This is a genomic window from Thalassobacterium maritimum (assembly GCF_031127805.1).
GTDB classification, from domain to species: domain Bacteria; phylum Verrucomicrobiota; class Verrucomicrobiia; order Opitutales; family Coraliomargaritaceae; genus Thalassobacterium; species Thalassobacterium maritimum.
In genome coordinates, this window is record NZ_JARXHW010000041.1 from 23696 (window position 1) to 38971 (window position 15276).

11 protein-coding genes are annotated in these 15276 nt (G+C 52.4%); 7 read left to right on the forward strand and 4 right to left on the reverse strand.

Features of this window, described 5'->3' with window-relative positions:
* Positions 1 to 65: 65 nt before the first annotated feature.
* Positions 66 to 1727 carry a Na+/H+ antiporter NhaC family protein gene (locus tag QEH52_RS14905; protein WP_308951507.1) on the reverse strand — a complete coding sequence of 554 codons (1662 nt, stop codon included), beginning with the start codon at positions 1725 to 1727 and terminating at the stop codon, positions 66 to 68.
* Between the two features lie 265 nt (positions 1728 to 1992).
* On the opposite strand from QEH52_RS14905, the gene QEH52_RS14910 reads away from it, so the two are divergent.
* The 3 genes from QEH52_RS14910 to QEH52_RS14920 all read left to right on the forward strand — a co-directional run bounded on the left by QEH52_RS14910 (position 1993) and on the right by QEH52_RS14920 (position 4918).
* The gene (locus tag QEH52_RS14910; protein WP_308951509.1) at positions 1993 to 3051 is read left to right on the forward strand and encodes a lipid A deacylase LpxR family protein; all 1059 of its coding nucleotides are present in this window, start codon (positions 1993 to 1995) and stop codon (positions 3049 to 3051) included.
* Between the two features lie 166 nt (positions 3052 to 3217).
* Positions 3218 to 4030, forward strand: coding sequence for a helix-turn-helix transcriptional regulator (locus QEH52_RS14915; RefSeq protein ID WP_308951512.1), 813 nt, complete (start codon positions 3218 to 3220; stop codon positions 4028 to 4030).
* 69 nt (positions 4031 to 4099) lie between these two features.
* On the forward strand, positions 4100 to 4918 hold the full coding sequence (locus QEH52_RS14920) for a PEP-CTERM sorting domain-containing protein (RefSeq protein WP_308951513.1): 819 nt from the start codon (positions 4100 to 4102) through the stop codon (positions 4916 to 4918).
* Here QEH52_RS14920 and QEH52_RS14925 read toward each other — a convergent pair.
* Together QEH52_RS14925 and QEH52_RS14930 are read right to left on the reverse strand one after the other, a co-directional pair.
* Positions 4827 to 5618 (reverse strand): hypothetical protein, encoded by a 792-nt coding sequence (locus QEH52_RS14925; protein ID WP_308951514.1) that lies wholly within the window; start codon positions 5616 to 5618, stop codon positions 4827 to 4829. The genes QEH52_RS14920 and QEH52_RS14925 overlap by 92 nt on opposite strands.
* Before the next feature lie 228 nt (positions 5619 to 5846).
* A complete protein-coding gene (locus QEH52_RS14930; RefSeq protein WP_308951515.1) occupies positions 5847 to 6557 on the reverse strand; it encodes a hypothetical protein in 711 nt (236 codons plus the stop codon).
* Positions 6558 to 6799: 242 nt separating this feature from the next.
* On the opposite strand from QEH52_RS14930, the gene QEH52_RS14935 reads away from it, so the two are divergent.
* Entirely contained in the window at positions 6800 to 10675 is a 3876-nt protein-coding gene (locus tag QEH52_RS14935) for a methionine synthase (RefSeq protein WP_308951517.1), read from the forward strand.
* 454 nt (positions 10676 to 11129) lie between these two features.
* Here QEH52_RS14935 and QEH52_RS14940 read toward each other — a convergent pair whose 3' ends face one another.
* Positions 11130 to 12254 carry a helix-turn-helix domain-containing protein gene (locus tag QEH52_RS14940; RefSeq protein ID WP_308951519.1) on the reverse strand — a complete coding sequence of 375 codons (1125 nt, stop codon included), beginning with the start codon at positions 12252 to 12254 and terminating at the stop codon, positions 11130 to 11132.
* A 355-nt stretch (positions 12255 to 12609) separates the two neighbouring features.
* Here QEH52_RS14940 and QEH52_RS14945 point away from each other — a divergent pair, with 355 nt between their 5' ends.
* From QEH52_RS14945 to QEH52_RS14955, 3 genes are read left to right on the forward strand one after another with little or no spacing between them, the layout of a single operon-like run.
* A complete protein-coding gene (locus QEH52_RS14945) occupies positions 12610 to 13317 on the forward strand; it encodes a multiubiquitin domain-containing protein (protein ID WP_308951520.1) in 708 nt (235 codons plus the stop codon).
* Positions 13292 to 14458 (forward strand): ThiF family adenylyltransferase, encoded by a 1167-nt coding sequence (locus QEH52_RS14950; protein WP_308951521.1) that lies wholly within the window; start codon positions 13292 to 13294, stop codon positions 14456 to 14458. The genes QEH52_RS14945 and QEH52_RS14950 overlap by 26 nt, the downstream gene beginning before the upstream one ends.
* Complete coding sequence (locus QEH52_RS14955) at positions 14451 to 14897, forward strand: ubiquitination-like system serine protease family protein (RefSeq protein ID WP_308951523.1); 447 nt, start codon at positions 14451 to 14453, stop codon at positions 14895 to 14897. Before QEH52_RS14950 ends, QEH52_RS14955 begins: the two co-directional genes overlap by 8 nt.
* Positions 14898 to 15276: the final 379 nt, after the last annotated feature.

Below are 15276 nucleotides of genomic sequence, written 5' to 3' on the forward strand. Positions count from 1 at the left end.
TAAGGGACTTAGCCAGCTTCCAGTGTAAGAGCAATGGAGAAGGACAGTCTAGCCGCACATTTGTTTCATCCTGACTGCGAAGAGCGCCAAAAGCGGGGCAAACAGCCCAGCACAGCTGCGCCCAAGCCCCAGCCCAGCAGCGCAGGCAGCCCCAATCCCAGCGGCACGAAACCTGCAAACAAGGCGACACTTCCCGCAATCACAGCAAAAGGCAGCTGCGTCCACACATGCTCAAGCGGCTCCACTCCGGAGGCAATCGAAGCCACAATTGTGGTATCCGAGAAGGGACTACAATGATCCCCAAACACGGCACCACTGAAGACCGCACCAATACCAGCCACCACCAAGCGATCACGTTCCACATCCATCATCCCATCAGTTAAGGAGAAAATCACAGAGATCGCCAGCGGCATCAACACCCCCATCGTCCCCCACGAAGTGCCCGTCGAAAAGGAAATCGCAGCCCCCAGAACAAAGGTGCCAGCCGGCAGTAAGTAAACGGGTAAGCGCCCTTGCAAGCATTCGCACAACCAAGTCGCCGTACCCAACTGGCTGATCGCCGCCCCCAACATCCAAGCCGCGACTAAGATCAGAACGGGCAGTGAAATCTCGCGCACACCACGTAAAAAAGTCGTCGGCGCCGAGTCAACACGCCCCCCATAGCCGTGCGCACCTCGCGCCCAAGTATAAGCCAGCACCGCAACCAAGGATGCCAGCATGCTGGCCCCCACCAAAATCTGCGGCACATAAGCCTCGGCCTTGCCATAAGCCTCGGCAAACTTGCTCAGATTGAACGGCCATAAACTCTCCGAGCCAATCAGATAGGTGAGCACCGGAATCGAAAGCGTCAGCACAGCAATCGGAATGATCGCTAAGCCCCAATGGCTGGCATGCACCTCTGGCTCCTGATCTTGCGCAACTGGCAGCACTCGCCGCGCCGCTCGCTCAGCGGTCCCCATCGGCCCCGGGTTAAATTCCTTCCAGACACACACCAGGGCCAGGATCAGCGCAAACCAGCAGTAATAATTCGTGGGCAATGATCGAAAGAAATATCCATACGCACTCACATCTTCCTGCCCCACCAAAGCGAAGCCTTCACGAATCATTGATAACTGAAATGCAATCCAGGTTGAAATAAAAGCCAGACAAGCCACCGCCGAGCCGGTGGTATCGGCCAGATAGGCCAGCTTCTCACGTGACACTCCGCAGCGATCCGCCGCGGACCTTAAGAGCCGCCCAATCAGCATCACATTGGCCAGACCATCAAAAAACACCAGCAGACCAAAGCCGAACACAGTCATCTGCATCCGCTTTCGCGCCGCAGATCCGGCCGCGCCGCCTCGATCAACGACATGCGAGCCCAGTAAGCGTCGAACCAGCCCCTGCAAGCCACCGCCTGCTTCCACCAAGGCCACAAAGCCTCCCAAAATGAGAGTAAACAGCATCGCACTCAACTTCCAGGAGGAGCCAAAAATCGGCCAGAATTGCTGCCAAAGCAACTGCTCAACCGCACCGGTCAAAGAGCCTTCTGCCAATAGCACGGCACCACAGCTTGCGCCCAGCAGTAATCCACACAGCGCGCTGCGCGAAAGTAAGACTACGATCAAGGCCACCACGCTCGGCCACAACGAGCGCCACTCACTCTCGCAGGATGCCAAATAAAAAGTGACGCCCAGCAAAAATAGTGAGACTAGAAACGTTCTGTATTTTCCTTTCGAGGCATCCATTAAAGAGCAAACTGCAAACTTGTAGCCAAGCTGTCCAGCCTACGCCTCGCATGCCTAATTCTCATCAACGATACGAAGCAAGTGGCACGAAGCCTCACACAAACTCCAAGGAATCTACAACCAAAGCAGGAGCGCTCTCAGCTTACACTGGACAGACAGATCGAATCGACTCACAAGTGTATGCAAATTCCAAACACATTGATCCTTCCCATCCAGCCATAAAGTCTAGCTCGCGAGACAAATCACCGGCCCATCCATCTAATATATGCATCTCCGCATCTCCCTGCTCGTATCGTCTCTAATTGCCTCTGCTCTCAGCGCAGCGGAACCCCATAGTCCTTGGCAACTCATCGGCCAGTGGGATAACGACCTGCTCACCGGCAGCGATGATGGCTATACCAATGGCGCTCGCATCGCCTTTGTGCGCCCAATCACAGCCGGCTCGGAAGAGTATTACTTCCTGCAAAACACCCTCAACAGCCTCACCGGGTCCGAACGCGGCAATCGCATTAGCAACTTTCGCTTTCCCGACGAGGGCGAGGTCACATTCCAATACGGTGTCGGCCTCACTCAGCTCATGTTTACGCCGGAAGATTCCACCGCCACCACACCGCCACGCGGTGAGCGCCCTTACGCAAGCTGGCTGGGACTCGAAGTTTCCTTACAGGCCGCCGCAGGCGACTCCGCCAGTAGCGCCACTCTTTCAATCGGCACCACTGGCAAGAATAGTTACGGCGAAGAAGCCCAAGAGTGGGTGCACCGCAATATTTCGGACAGCCCCCTCTTCCAAGGTTGGGACTCCCAAGCCCCCGGAGAACTCACCATCAACCTGCACCTAGACCACAAACAGCGACTCCGATTCCTCGACCACACGCAAAACTGGCCGATTCAAATCGACGGCTTCTACGAATGGGGTGGCGCACTCGGCAATTTTCGCAGCGATGCTTATCTTGGAGCCCTATTGCGCATCGGCCATAACCTGCCCGAAAACTACATCACACCCCGCGTGCAGCTTGGTAGCTTCACCGCCACGATCTTCGACAACGAACGCCCCGCAAATCAAGACTTTGCTATCTACGGCTACACCGGGGCCCGCGGCTATGCGGTGCTACATGACATCAGCCTAGACGGCCCGCTCTTCCGCGATTGGGACGAATCCGTCGACTCCGAGCCATGGGTCGGTGAATTCAGCTTCGGCATCGCTACCCGTTATAAATTGGTCGAAGTCAGCCTGTCCCATACCCTGCGTAGCGACGAGTTTAAACATCAAAATAACAGCTCTCGCTACGGCTCCGTGCTACTACGCATCGGCACCCAGTTCTAAGCTAAAACACCCCCACTCAACTGCCAAGTTTAGCAGAATGCCAAGCAATGACGGTCTTTGACATGAATAGATAATGATAAGTTGATCTTTTCGACCCGATTAGTCAGGATATTCGACGCATCAAACTACCCCCGCTGAGAATCCTTGTCATCTGAATGCAGACACCATGTCCCTGCCCAAATTTAACGAAGCCTGCCTCGAACTTTACACACCAAACTTAAGCCTCGAAACATACCCCACACGTAGCTTTCGATTTCTATCCAAGCTGCTTCCCGCAGAATTTATTGCATTCGGCAGCCTGCAACTCGACAGCCAAAACCTGTCAATTGACCTCAGTGAATCCGTAAGCAACTTCGCTCAAGTCATGCCGATTTTTGCCGAACTGATGGGGCAATATGACCTATTCCGCTGGGATCCTACGGTCAACAACGGCAAGCCCTTCACGACATCAGATTTCTTTAGCTCACGCCAATTTAAGCAACTAGACATTTACGAGGATGTCTTCAAGGCACTCGGCGTCACGAACCATTGCGCCGTGTTGATCCCAGGCTATCACAACGAAATCAACTTCGTGGGTATCGAACGTAAGGGCTCCGTCGACTACAGCCCTCGTGAACGCAAATTACTCTTGCTCGCACAAAGTCAACTCGCCAATGCACGTGCACTCGCGCATGAGCACAGTAAAGCAAGCCACCGCGCCATCGATCCCAGAGTCCTCAACCAAGCAGGCCTCACTCCACGGGAAGCCGACGTTCTAAAATGGCTGGCAGAAGGAAAATCAAATGAGGAAATCGCCATCTTACTCAGTATCAGCCCACATACTGTAAAGAGCTATTTGAAAGTGATCTTTAAAAAGATCAGTGTTGAAAATCGCCTGTCTGCCGCGCTTTGGGCCATACAAACATGCCGCCATCAGGAGCTTAACATCCATTCACAAAACCGAGTCAACCTGACCTACCCCCCTCCTTCGAGGGGATAGACGAAACCATAATCCATGTTAAAATATTCTGATACTTAATCCCCTAACCTACTAACTATCAGAACGCGAATGACAAAAACCCGACCACTCGCCACCGCACTCACACTGCTCGCAACCACAGCCCATGCATCCGTAAACATTTATGGCTTCGAAGCATTAGTTGAGGACGACCTTAACGGACAAGACAACTGGACAACCACACTCTATAACACTTCGAACGATGTCCAAGTCGTCGACGGTGCCTCGGGGGATGGTTCCCAGGCCCTTCAATTCACCCAATCAGGGGCTGGTGTCGGAGTCGATGGCTCACGCCTCAATGATGGCAACTACTCATTGCCTAACTTTGGCGATGCCGATAGCGCGACCATTGACTTCAGTTTCCATACCCCTTATTGGGGAGGCGAATTCGGAATCGGTTTCGATTTTGATGACGATAACGCAATCGAAAACAACAGCGACGAACTCGCCTTCAGCCTACATAGTAGAGGCCAAAACGATACACTAATCTTTATAGATCGCCTAGGCACCGAAACCAGCACCGCTCTCAGCGATGCCAACGTCAGTGGCAATTGGGTCAACTACCGATTAGAAATCGATTTCACCGCAAATTCTGGAACCGGCAGTGTCTCGGTTTCCTACCAAGACCCACTAGCCCCCGAGAGCGCCTACACGAGCATCGCCAATCTGCAAAACATCAACCTAAACCTGAATACGCTCGCCACCAACGCAGCCGCCCCCGCCAATTGGGAAGGGATGTTCTTCCATTTCGAAGGCAGCACCGGCGGACTTGATAATGTCAGTGCAGTGCCGGAGCCCAGTTCTTACGCACTGATCCTCGGCGGTCTCGTATGCATTCCTCCGATGCTGAAGCGCAGGCGGAAAAATTAGCAGCTGCCTCTAAAGGCGCCTCGGGAACCTCAAAACCGAAAAGCCTGAGCTTAGGAAATTGATAGATCCAATCCATATCGAGTGCCTGCATCCGTCTAAAAATCAGCTCGTAGACGGGGACAAGATCCGCTCGTCCTGCAATAAAAGCCATGTCAGCGCTAAACCGCGCGGAACGCCCTCGATCCCACATGTCCAACCAATCTTCCATCTCCGGCTCGAAATCAAGCTCTCCTAGATCAAACAGATTGAGCACGGCACTCGCGTCATCGTAATCCCCTAGATCAATACGACGCCCGTCGTTGGCGATCACGGAATGATCGTCGGCCAGCACCTCCCATACAATGCGGCCGACCAGATCGCGACATTCCCGATCTGGATCGATTGGCTGCGCCTCGCGACACTCCGCTGGGATCTCGACCTCATCTAACTCTGGGAAAGGCACGTCTGACCACTCTGATTCGAAATCCCCATCATCCTCGCCCGCGGCCTCACGATACTTCCGATCCTCTTCATAAAATGCCTTTGCTTCCTCACGCAGTTGCTCTGCCGTGGGATGGAAGACTCGAACCAATTCACACTGCGCCCAACCTTGAGGAGCCAACTCGGACATCACATCCGCACCTGCAAACCCCTGAGGCATTAAATTTTGCAGGAAAGCCAAAGCCTCAGTCTCGTCTAAACTTAAATCATCGTAACTCACGTCGCGAAAATGACAGTTGTTGTTTCAATCGCAAGCCCTAGAAGCCGCCACTTGAGCGAGCCTACCTTCAAATGGGGAACGAAAGACAGCAAGACGTGATGGAGGATCCGAAATAGGCAAACCAATGCCCAACACCGATATCCTAATCTACGCCACCGCTCAACACCACGGCTGCCAAGTCTTGCATCACGACAAGCATTTCGACTCGCTTAACCACCCAATGAGGGCCTAGTGCCTCCGACGTATCATGACCACACAGAGTGACACGATGCCCAGCGCCCAAGCAACTTGTGAAGGCTCGGGGACGGGCGCGTAGTCAAGGGTCACATTATAATTGTCCATGTACCCTTCAGCGTAAGCGCTACCAACTGTCGTCGAATTACCGCGCCAGTAACCGAATGTAATTGCGCTACCAGAGGCAGAAAAATCAGGCGTTGCCGCTCCCGCAATTGCAGCTTCGTCAGTATTGGCTCCGTCGACGAAGAAGTCGTCGGCCTCTATCAGAGTCTCTGAAATAGTCTGCCAACTGGTTATCGAATCAGCATAATAGGTGTAATAGTGGATACCGTTTTGTTCGATGCCAAGTCCATAGGCTTGAGCATTGCCTGGGCTAGTGCTACCTCCTCGGCGTGTATCAAATGAGTAGTCGAGACTGTTGATTGCTCCTTGTGTCGACGGGGTGTGAACAAAGCTGGGAAGGAACGAAAAGCTAGTCACGATTCGATACCCTCCATTGACATTCAAATTGATATTAAGATAGGAACCTGGATTTCCGCCAGAGGCGGCGACGGAAACGGAAGCGCTACCACCCCCACCTCCGTCTGGATTCGAGCTCGGCCCGCTGCTGACTTCTACCGTGTCCCATGCTGTTGGAAAATCAGAGGCTGAGAAAATCCTGATGGCTCCGAGTGCAGTACCACTCAGACTAAATGAGGTCACAACTATAACGTAGAAGAACCTGGCAGGAGCGAATTTCATATATAATAAACCTTTTAAAATGAGTCCGCTTATTTGCAAGAAGTTAGTCACGGTTTCTGAGCTTTGTCCAGAGGTTTCAGTCGGTTGGGTTTACTCGATATTCAGGCAAATCCTTTGACGTGTCCGAAGAAATGCCTTCAAGTGGATTCAACTTCCTGCTTGCAACATATCAAGATATCCAGATACGTTGATATCACAATCACATGAGCACACCAATTTCCAACAAACCACTGACCGCTAAAGGTCAACAACTGGCCGATCTTTTTGCGGAGCGCATCCTCTTTTTGGACGGCGCGATGGGCACCATGATCCAGCAACACAAGCTGGAGGAAAAGGACTTTCGCGACGCTTCCTTTGACGACGTCAAGGGCGACCTCAAGGGCAACAACGACCTGCTCTCCATCACCCGCCCGGACATTATCTCCGACATCCACCGCGCGTTTCTCGAGGCGGGCGCGGACATCATCGAGACCAACACTTTCAGTGGCACCACCATCGCACAGGCCGACTACGGCCTCGAGCACCGCGTGCGCGACATCAACATCGAGTCCGCAAAATTGGCCCGCAAGGTAGCCGATGAGGTCTCCGCAAAAGAGGGCCGGCCAACTTTCGTCGCGGGCGCGATCGGTCCCACCAATCGCACTTGCTCGATGTCGCCCGATGTCAATAGCCCCGACTTTCGCGCCACGAGCTACGACGAACTTTACAAGGCTTACTACGAGCAAACCGAAGCGCTGGTCGAAGGCGGCGTCGACCTGCTCTTGCCGGAAACTGTTTTTGACACGCTCAACCTAAAGGCCTGCCTGCACGCCATCGCCGACTTCCAGGACACACTGGAAGCGCAGATCCCGGTCATCGTTTCGATCACCATCACCGACCAATCGGGCCGCACGCTCTCGGGTCAAACAGTCGAGGCCTGCTGGAACTCAATCCGCCACGCCAAGCCAATGTGCGTCGGGCTCAACTGCGCCCTCGGTGCCGACCTGATGAAGCCCTTCCTAGAAGAGCTCTCACGGGTGGCCGACACCTACGTGCACGTTTACCCCAATGCGGGCCTGCCTAATCCATTGGCCGCCACGGGTTACGACGAAACGCCCGATCACACCGGCTGCGCTGTCGGCGGCTTTGCCAAGGCGGGCCTGGTCAATCTGGTCGGTGGTTGCTGCGGCACCACGCCGGACCACATTCGCGCCGTGGTCAAAGAGGTTTCCCAATACGCACCACGTCCGATTCCAACTGTGGTGCCCGCACAACGCCTCAGTGGTCTGGAAGCGCTCAACATCATCATGGGCGAGACGCCCTTCATCAATGTGGGCGAACGCTCCAATGTCACGGGCTCCCCACGCTTCAAGAAGCTGATCAAGGCCGACGATTTTAACGGTGCCCTGGCCATCGTGCTCTCGCAGGTGGAAAAAGGCGCCCAAGTCATCGATATCAATTTCGACGAAGGCATGCTCGATGGCGAAGCCTGCATGACGCGCTTCCTCAACCTTGTCGCCTCGGAGCCGGACATCTGCAAGGTGCCCATCATGATCGATAGCTCCAAGTGGTCGGTCATCGAAGCGGGCCTCAAGTGCGTGCAAGGCAAGTGCATCGTCAACTCCATCAGCCTCAAGGGCGGCGAAGACGAATTTCGTGCTCAAGCGAAAAAAGTCATGCGCTACGGCGCGGCGGTCATCGTGATGGCCTTCGATGAAAAAGGCCAGGCCGCCACCAAGGACGACAAGATCGCCATCGCCGAGCGCTCCTATAAGATCCTGACCGAAGAGGTGGGCATGGACCCGCAGGACATCATTTTTGACCTCAACATCCTCACCGTCGCCACCGGCATGGAGGAGCACAACAACTACGCGGTCGACTTCATTGAAGCGGTGCGTGAAGTTAAAAAACGCTGCCCTGGCGCCCGCACCAGCGGTGGCCTGTCTAATATTTCCTTCTCCTTCCGCGGTAATAATCCCGTGCGCGAAGCCATGCACGCGGCCTTCCTACATCACGCCATCGCCGCCGGCCTCGACATGGCCATCGTCAATCCGGGCATGCTGATGCCCTACGACGAGATCGACCCGAAGTTCAAAGTGCTGGTCGAAGATGTGCTACTCAATCGCAACGACGAAGCCACCGAGAAACTGATCGACTTCGCCGAAGCCATCAAAGCCGGCACCGTCACGCTCGGCGCAGGCACCCCGGAAGAACGCATCAACGCCGCCATGCTGGAAGGCATGAACACGCTGCGCGCACTCTTCGAACGTGCCACTCAGGAAAAGAATCCGGAGATCCTGGAAGCCTTTTTGAAATCCGGCAGTGGTGCCATTCCCGCCGCAGCGGAAAAAAAAACGGCTGAGCTAAAGGATGACTGGCGTCAAGGCACTGTCGAAGAACGCCTCTCGCACGCACTGGTCAAAGGCATCGTCGCCCATGTCGACGCCGACACCGAAGAAGCGCGGCTCAAATACGAAAAGCCGCTCGACGTCATCGAGGGCCCGCTGATGGACGGCATGAAAGTCGTCGGCAAACTCTTCGGCGATGGCGACATGTTCCTACCACAGGTGGTCAAGAGCGCGCGCGTGATGAAGCGAGCCGTCGCCCACCTGCTCCCATTCATGGAAGCGGAAAAGGCCAACGCGACTGAGAGCTCCTCCGCGGGTAAATTCCTCATCGCCACCGTTAAGGGCGACGTGCACGACATCGGCAAAAACATCGTCGCGGTGGTGCTCGCCTGTAATAACTACGAAGTCAAAGACCTCGGCGTGATGGTCTCCTGCGACAAAATCCTGGAAGAAGCCGAAGCCTGGGGCGCCGATATCATCGGCCTCTCCGGTCTCATCACCCCCTCGTTGGACGAAATGATTTTCAACGCCAAAGAGATGAAAAAGCGCGGCTTCACTCAGCCGCTACTGATCGGCGGCGCGACCACTAGCAAGGCCCACACCGCGATCAAGATCGCACCGCACTACGACCAACCCGTCGTGCGCGTCGGCGATGCTTCACTGGTGACTGAGATCTGCAACAAGCTACTCAACCCTAAGACACGCGACACCTTTGCCGCCGAAGTCGCAGCTGAAAACGAGCTGCAACGCGAGCGCTTCGCCGCCAGCCAAAAGGCCACCGACCTCATCCCACTCGCCGAAGCGCGCAAACAAGCTTGCGCGCCCGAATGGAAACAAGCAGACCTCATCGCACCGCAAAAGCCCGGCCTCACCGTCGACGACCACATCGACCTGGAGCTACTGGCCGAACACTTCGACTACTCCCCCCTCTTCTGGACCTGGGAACTCAAGGGCGTCTTCCCCAAGATTCTCGAACACAAAAAATACGGCGAGCAAGCCAAGGTCATTTACGAAGATGCGAAAAAGTTGCTGAAACAAATCATCCAAGAGAAACGCTTCCGCGCACGCAGTGTGGTCGGCCTCTTCCCCGCCAACTCGATCGGCGACGACGTCGAGCTCTACGATCCCAGCAGCGGCGAACCACTCGTCACCTTCCACACCCTGCGTCAGCAGAAAAAGAAGAACACCGACAAGCCCTACTTCGCACTCAGTGACTTTGTCGCGCCCAAGGACAGCGGCCTCACCGACGCCTGCGGTGCCTTCGTTTGCTGTATTGAAGAAGTCGATACATTTGCTCAAGAATTCAAAGACGCTGGCGACGACTACAACTCCATCATGGTCAAATCCCTCGGCGACCGCTTCGCCGAAGCCCTGGCTGAATACACGCACAAGCGCGTGCGCAAAGAGCTCTGGGGCTACGCCGCCGATGAGACACTCGACAACGAAGCCCTGATCAAAGAACAGTATCGCGGCATCCGTCCCGCCGCCGGCTACCCCAGCCAGCCCGACCACACCGAGAAAGCCACCATTTGGGAACTCCTCGACGCCGAGAAAAACACCGGCGCCACCGTGACCAGCAGTTTCGCCATGGCCCCCGGCAGCGCCGTCAGCGGACTCTATTTCGCCCATCCCGAGGCCAAATACTTCCAAGTCGGCCCCATCGCCAAAGACCAAATGGAAGACTACGCTAAGCGCAAAGACTTCGACCTAGAAGAAGCCGAACGCTGGCTAGCGCCCATCCGCGGGTATTAGGCGCGCTGCGCGCGCAGTGGGGAGTGAAAAGTGGAGAGTGGAAAGTTCACAACGTAGGCGGGTTAGCTCCGCCGCCCGCCCGCAGCTGGTAAAGCCTTCGCAAATCGAAAGTAGTGACGGAGCCAGGCTGGCTCAGCCCAACAAAGATTAATTCTCTCGTAGGGGCGCGACTTGTCACGCCCGCGTCGTAAAGGCTGCTCTGAATCGTCGGGCACGCATCAGTAGCAATGTCATTGCATCACGCAATCAATTCAAAATCGAATTAATTCAAATTTGAAGAATGTATAGGAAGCCTAGCCATCTAAAGAGAGTTTCTTGTAAGAAAGAAATCTAGCTTCTAGTTTACAGAAGCTAGAGATCTCCATCGTCAAAGACCAAAGGGAAGACTCCCCAAGCACTAAGACTGACATCGGCTAATTAGCAGTTATACAAAATTACGGACACTCCTTATGTTTTAGCCAAGAAGAGCATATTTCTCTTTAACAATTTCCACGTCGGACTCAGTCAAAACCGATGCTACATTATAATTGATTTGCTGGTTCAATAAGGCGTCACCGATCATAGAATCAAATCGCTTAGGTCTTTCATCTCCTATAAAGCGACCAGGTTCGTTAACTGTTCGCCCATATTTTTTCATATTATAAAATATAGAAAAACTCCTATAAGCCGCTTGCGTAAGCAACTCACACTGCAACATACGCATCCCCAAGGCTTTTAAGGATATTCCATATTCTTGCTTAACATCAATAAGCTCACGAATGTTCATACGGCTCCTGCGCTCTTCGCCCAGAGCTCTTTTCAAAGCGGTTGAAGGCATTAAAAAGTTTCCCGAGAAAACATGACATAGCCGTTCCAACTGTCTCTCGTCAGCTAATATCTCAGGTGAGAAATCTAAAATAGCATGCGCCAATTCATGAACTAAATTAAAACGCATACGAGGCAAATCAAGTCGCCTCCCTCCAGGACCACTGTCATCCGGCTGCTGGATCGTCGCGAAACACATCACCAAATCCCCTTCAGGGCTTGCGACAAAAGCATCAAAGCCCTCATGGCTCGGAATCCTATAAAGCTTAATTCCATCGTTTTCGAATAGCTTAACAATACTAGCAATAGGACGATCGCCCAAATTCCAATGCCTCCGCATCTTTAAAGCAGCATTTTCAGCATCCAGTTCATTCGATACCGCGATTCGATGCGGCAACCTAGACTGGTGCGCCATCCTCAAGCCCGTCAGCTCTTCAAGCTGCATATATCTTTCAAAATAGTCTCCTGCAAGAGCGAGAATCGATGCACGATCCTTGCTACTAAACCTAGATTTCACAATACGATAGTCTACATCTCCGAGGTCCAAGACTTCCCCCTTAGTGAAATAAGTCACAGGTTTCATTAGAATCCTAGCAACACCATCAATAATATATGAACTAGGATTCAAGTCCCCATTCTCATACTTACTTAACGCCTGCTTAGTCAGAGGTAACCCCAACTCTCCAAGCTTTCCAGCAAGTTCATCTAAGCTCAATTTAGCCATTAATCGAGCATTCTTCAATCGAGACGGATTATATAAGCAACTCATAGACATCGGGGATGACGGTTATTAACGACAACACAATAAAACAAATTTAATTAATTTTGTCAACCAAAGTGAGACTTTTTCAATTATAGTAAAAATTTTTAATTACATTTTTTTAAGCAAAAAACACTAGATATAGTAAAAAACAACCATAAGCCCTAAATATACGCACTTAAAAATTACGACACACATTAATATTTAGCGCTTGCCAAAAGGCATTTGTCTCTCTAGTATCCAAAAAATGAGGTTCTCATCTCTGAGAACCTCTACCGGACATCAAGAATTTACGCTCAACAACCAGCTGTGGTGGCAAGTAGTAGTAGCGAAAGTTCTGCCCGGTTCAACATAAAAAATATGTTAAATCATGACAAGTACAAGAAGCACAGAGGCTAAGACGATTGCCTCAATAAATGACAATATCGTCATCACACCGCAGAAGACTGCAAGTATCCAGTTACTGCTCGACCAAACGAACCTGCCCAACGAAGCAGGTCTCTACCGCGACCATCAGTCCCCCAACGATCCTTGGTTTGCAGCGGACGAGGAAATCTCTCTATCTGAGGGATCTTCCTTTTACACAGGAGAGCCGCCTTGCCGCGCTTCCCCACCTGTAAATGACGTGCCAGCAAAATACGTGGTCACGGTCAATGACCACCCCGAATACACGAATCGAAGAGAACAAACAGGTGCATCGCTGCGCCGCCTCTTCGACTTAGATGACGATGTGGAACTTCTGATCGATACAATGTCGCCCAACGACATCGTCATCGCTGACGAGGACCCTGTTGACCTCGGCCAATCAAATGTGCTGATCACACGGGATCGCAATTGCGACCCTCTGCGGATCAACATCATCGTTAATGCTCGCCCAAAGGTCGCTACAAAATGTCGCCTCTCGTATCGAGAAATCGTCGAACTTGCATTCCCGAACCCAAACTTCGCGACTCAAGTATTCACAGTAACCTACTGTAAAGGTCCACGAAGAAAGCCAGAAGACAGTCTATCCGATGGTGATACAGTAAAAATAGTAGAAGGGATGGAGTTCAATGTCACTCAGACTAATAAATCTTAATCCCGACCTATCTCGACTCAGGGATGAGGGCTATGAAGTCCGCATTACCTCGAACTATCTACTCGTTGAAAATGTGCCTTACGTCACATCTGAGCGTGTTGTATCGAGAGGCACCTTGGTGTCAGAGTTGACTCTGAGCGGCGACAAAACTGCGCGCCCCAATACTCACGTGGCCTACTTCACTGGCTCGATTCCATGCAACAAAGACGGCAGTCAAATCACTGCAATCTTGCATACGACGAACGCCCAGCGCCTCACAGGAGAGTTAACCGTCAATTGCTCATTCTCAAACAAACCAACTGAAGGCTATGCTGACTATCATCACAAGATGAGCCGCTACGTGGAGATGATATCCGCACCAGCCAAGTCAATCGATGTAGATGCAAGTGCCCAAACGTTTCGGGTTCGAGAAACAACCGAAGATGAGTCTGTGTTTGTTTATCCAGACACGAACTCCAGCCGTGCCAGTATCAGTGCGGCGACTGAGCAAGTCGCGGGTTTGAAAATTGGTATCGTAGGACTCGGCGGAACAGGGTCCTACCTACTTGATTTCATAGCAAAGACCCCGGTTGCCGAGATTCACGTCTTCGACGGCGACATCATGCAAACCCACAATGCCTTCCGTGCTCCTGGAGCGCCAAGCATTGACGAACTGAATCAGGAACAGACGAAAGTGGAATACCTCAAGGGCATCTACAGTAAGATGCACCGCGGCATCCACGTCCACCCTGCCTACATGGACGAGCAAAATATTGCCGAACTTGCAGGGCTGGACTTCGTGTTCCTGTCGATGGACAAAGGGCGCATCAAGAAAGACATTACCAACTTCCTTGAAGAACGTGACATAGCTTTCATCGATGTCGGAATTGGAGTTGAGCTCGTAGATAACCGCCTAATGGGAACAGTGCGAACGACAATCAGCACTAAGGATGCAAGGGATCACATCTCGAAGCATATCGGCTTTGCCGATGACAATGTGGAGGACTTGTATTCTTCGAATATCCAAATCGCTGAGCTTAATGCACTGAACGCAACAATGGCAGTCATTCGCTGGAAGAAGCATTACTCCTTCTACCATGACTCCAAAAGCGAGTTGAATAGTTCATATACAATCGGATTCAACACACTGGAAAGTGAATAAGCTCACCCACCAGTTCGTCGAACACCTACCAGATCAACTAGAGGAAGGCGCATTGTATATCTCAATCAAGTTCGCAACCGTAGCACACTTGTGCTGCTGCGGTTGCGGCAATGAGGTCATCACACCGCTCTCACCAACTGACTGGAAACTGACCTACGACGGAAAGAGTGTCTCGCTCTATCCATCAATAGGGAGCTGGAGTCTCGACTGCCGATCTCACTACTGGATCAAGCACGATAAGGTAAAATGGGCAGGGTCATGGAGCAAACAAGAGATCGAAGAATGCCACGTCCGTGAAGCCGAACAAAAGGCTGTTTATTACGAAGAGGAGCAGCCAACAGTCGAGCAGACAGAGACTAAAATCTCCGTTACGCCCGAGAGAGAGAGGCCAGAACTCCTCGGCAGAATAAAGCACGCACTCAGATCATGGTTTAGTTGATCACGATCAAAGCCGCAGCGGATTTCCCGTTGCGGCTTTTTTTTATTCACTCCTCCAAAGCCCCTAGATTCCAGAGGCTTTTCTGTTGCGATCGGACACTAACCCCAAGGATCAACCTCACCACGTTCTGACGCCAACAAAACGAATCAATTCAACCGTAAATTAATTCACATTTGAATGAGTACTCCAGCCGACGATGAATCAAATCGTGAACGGCAAGCGCCCGATCTCAAACGAGACCGCACGGTCCTCCAAAACTACAGGCATTAAGGCGTGTAACATCTAGGAATTCGACCAAACCTCTGCTTCAGGATGAGACAAGTCCTCAGGAAACATATCCTGCATCAATAAGCCATTAGGATTTGTCCCCAGCGACTCC

Coding starts and splice junctions, on each gene's coding strand:
- QEH52_RS14905 (WP_308951507.1), bottom strand. CDS start 1,727: ATGGATGCCTCGAAAGGAAAATACAGAACGTTTCTAGTCTCACTATTT.
- QEH52_RS14910 (WP_308951509.1), top strand. CDS start 1,993: ATGCATCTCCGCATCTCCCTGCTCGTATCGTCTCTAATTGCCTCTGCT.
- QEH52_RS14915 (WP_308951512.1), top strand. CDS start 3,218: ATGTCCCTGCCCAAATTTAACGAAGCCTGCCTCGAACTTTACACACCA.
- QEH52_RS14920 (WP_308951513.1), top strand. CDS start 4,100: ATGACAAAAACCCGACCACTCGCCACCGCACTCACACTGCTCGCAACC.
- QEH52_RS14935 (WP_308951517.1), top strand. CDS start 6,800: ATGAGCACACCAATTTCCAACAAACCACTGACCGCTAAAGGTCAACAA.
- QEH52_RS14940 (WP_308951519.1), bottom strand. CDS start 12,254: ATGTCTATGAGTTGCTTATATAATCCGTCTCGATTGAAGAATGCTCGA.
- QEH52_RS14945 (WP_308951520.1), top strand. CDS start 12,610: ATGACAAGTACAAGAAGCACAGAGGCTAAGACGATTGCCTCAATAAAT.
- QEH52_RS14950 (WP_308951521.1), top strand. CDS start 13,292: ATGTCACTCAGACTAATAAATCTTAATCCCGACCTATCTCGACTCAGG.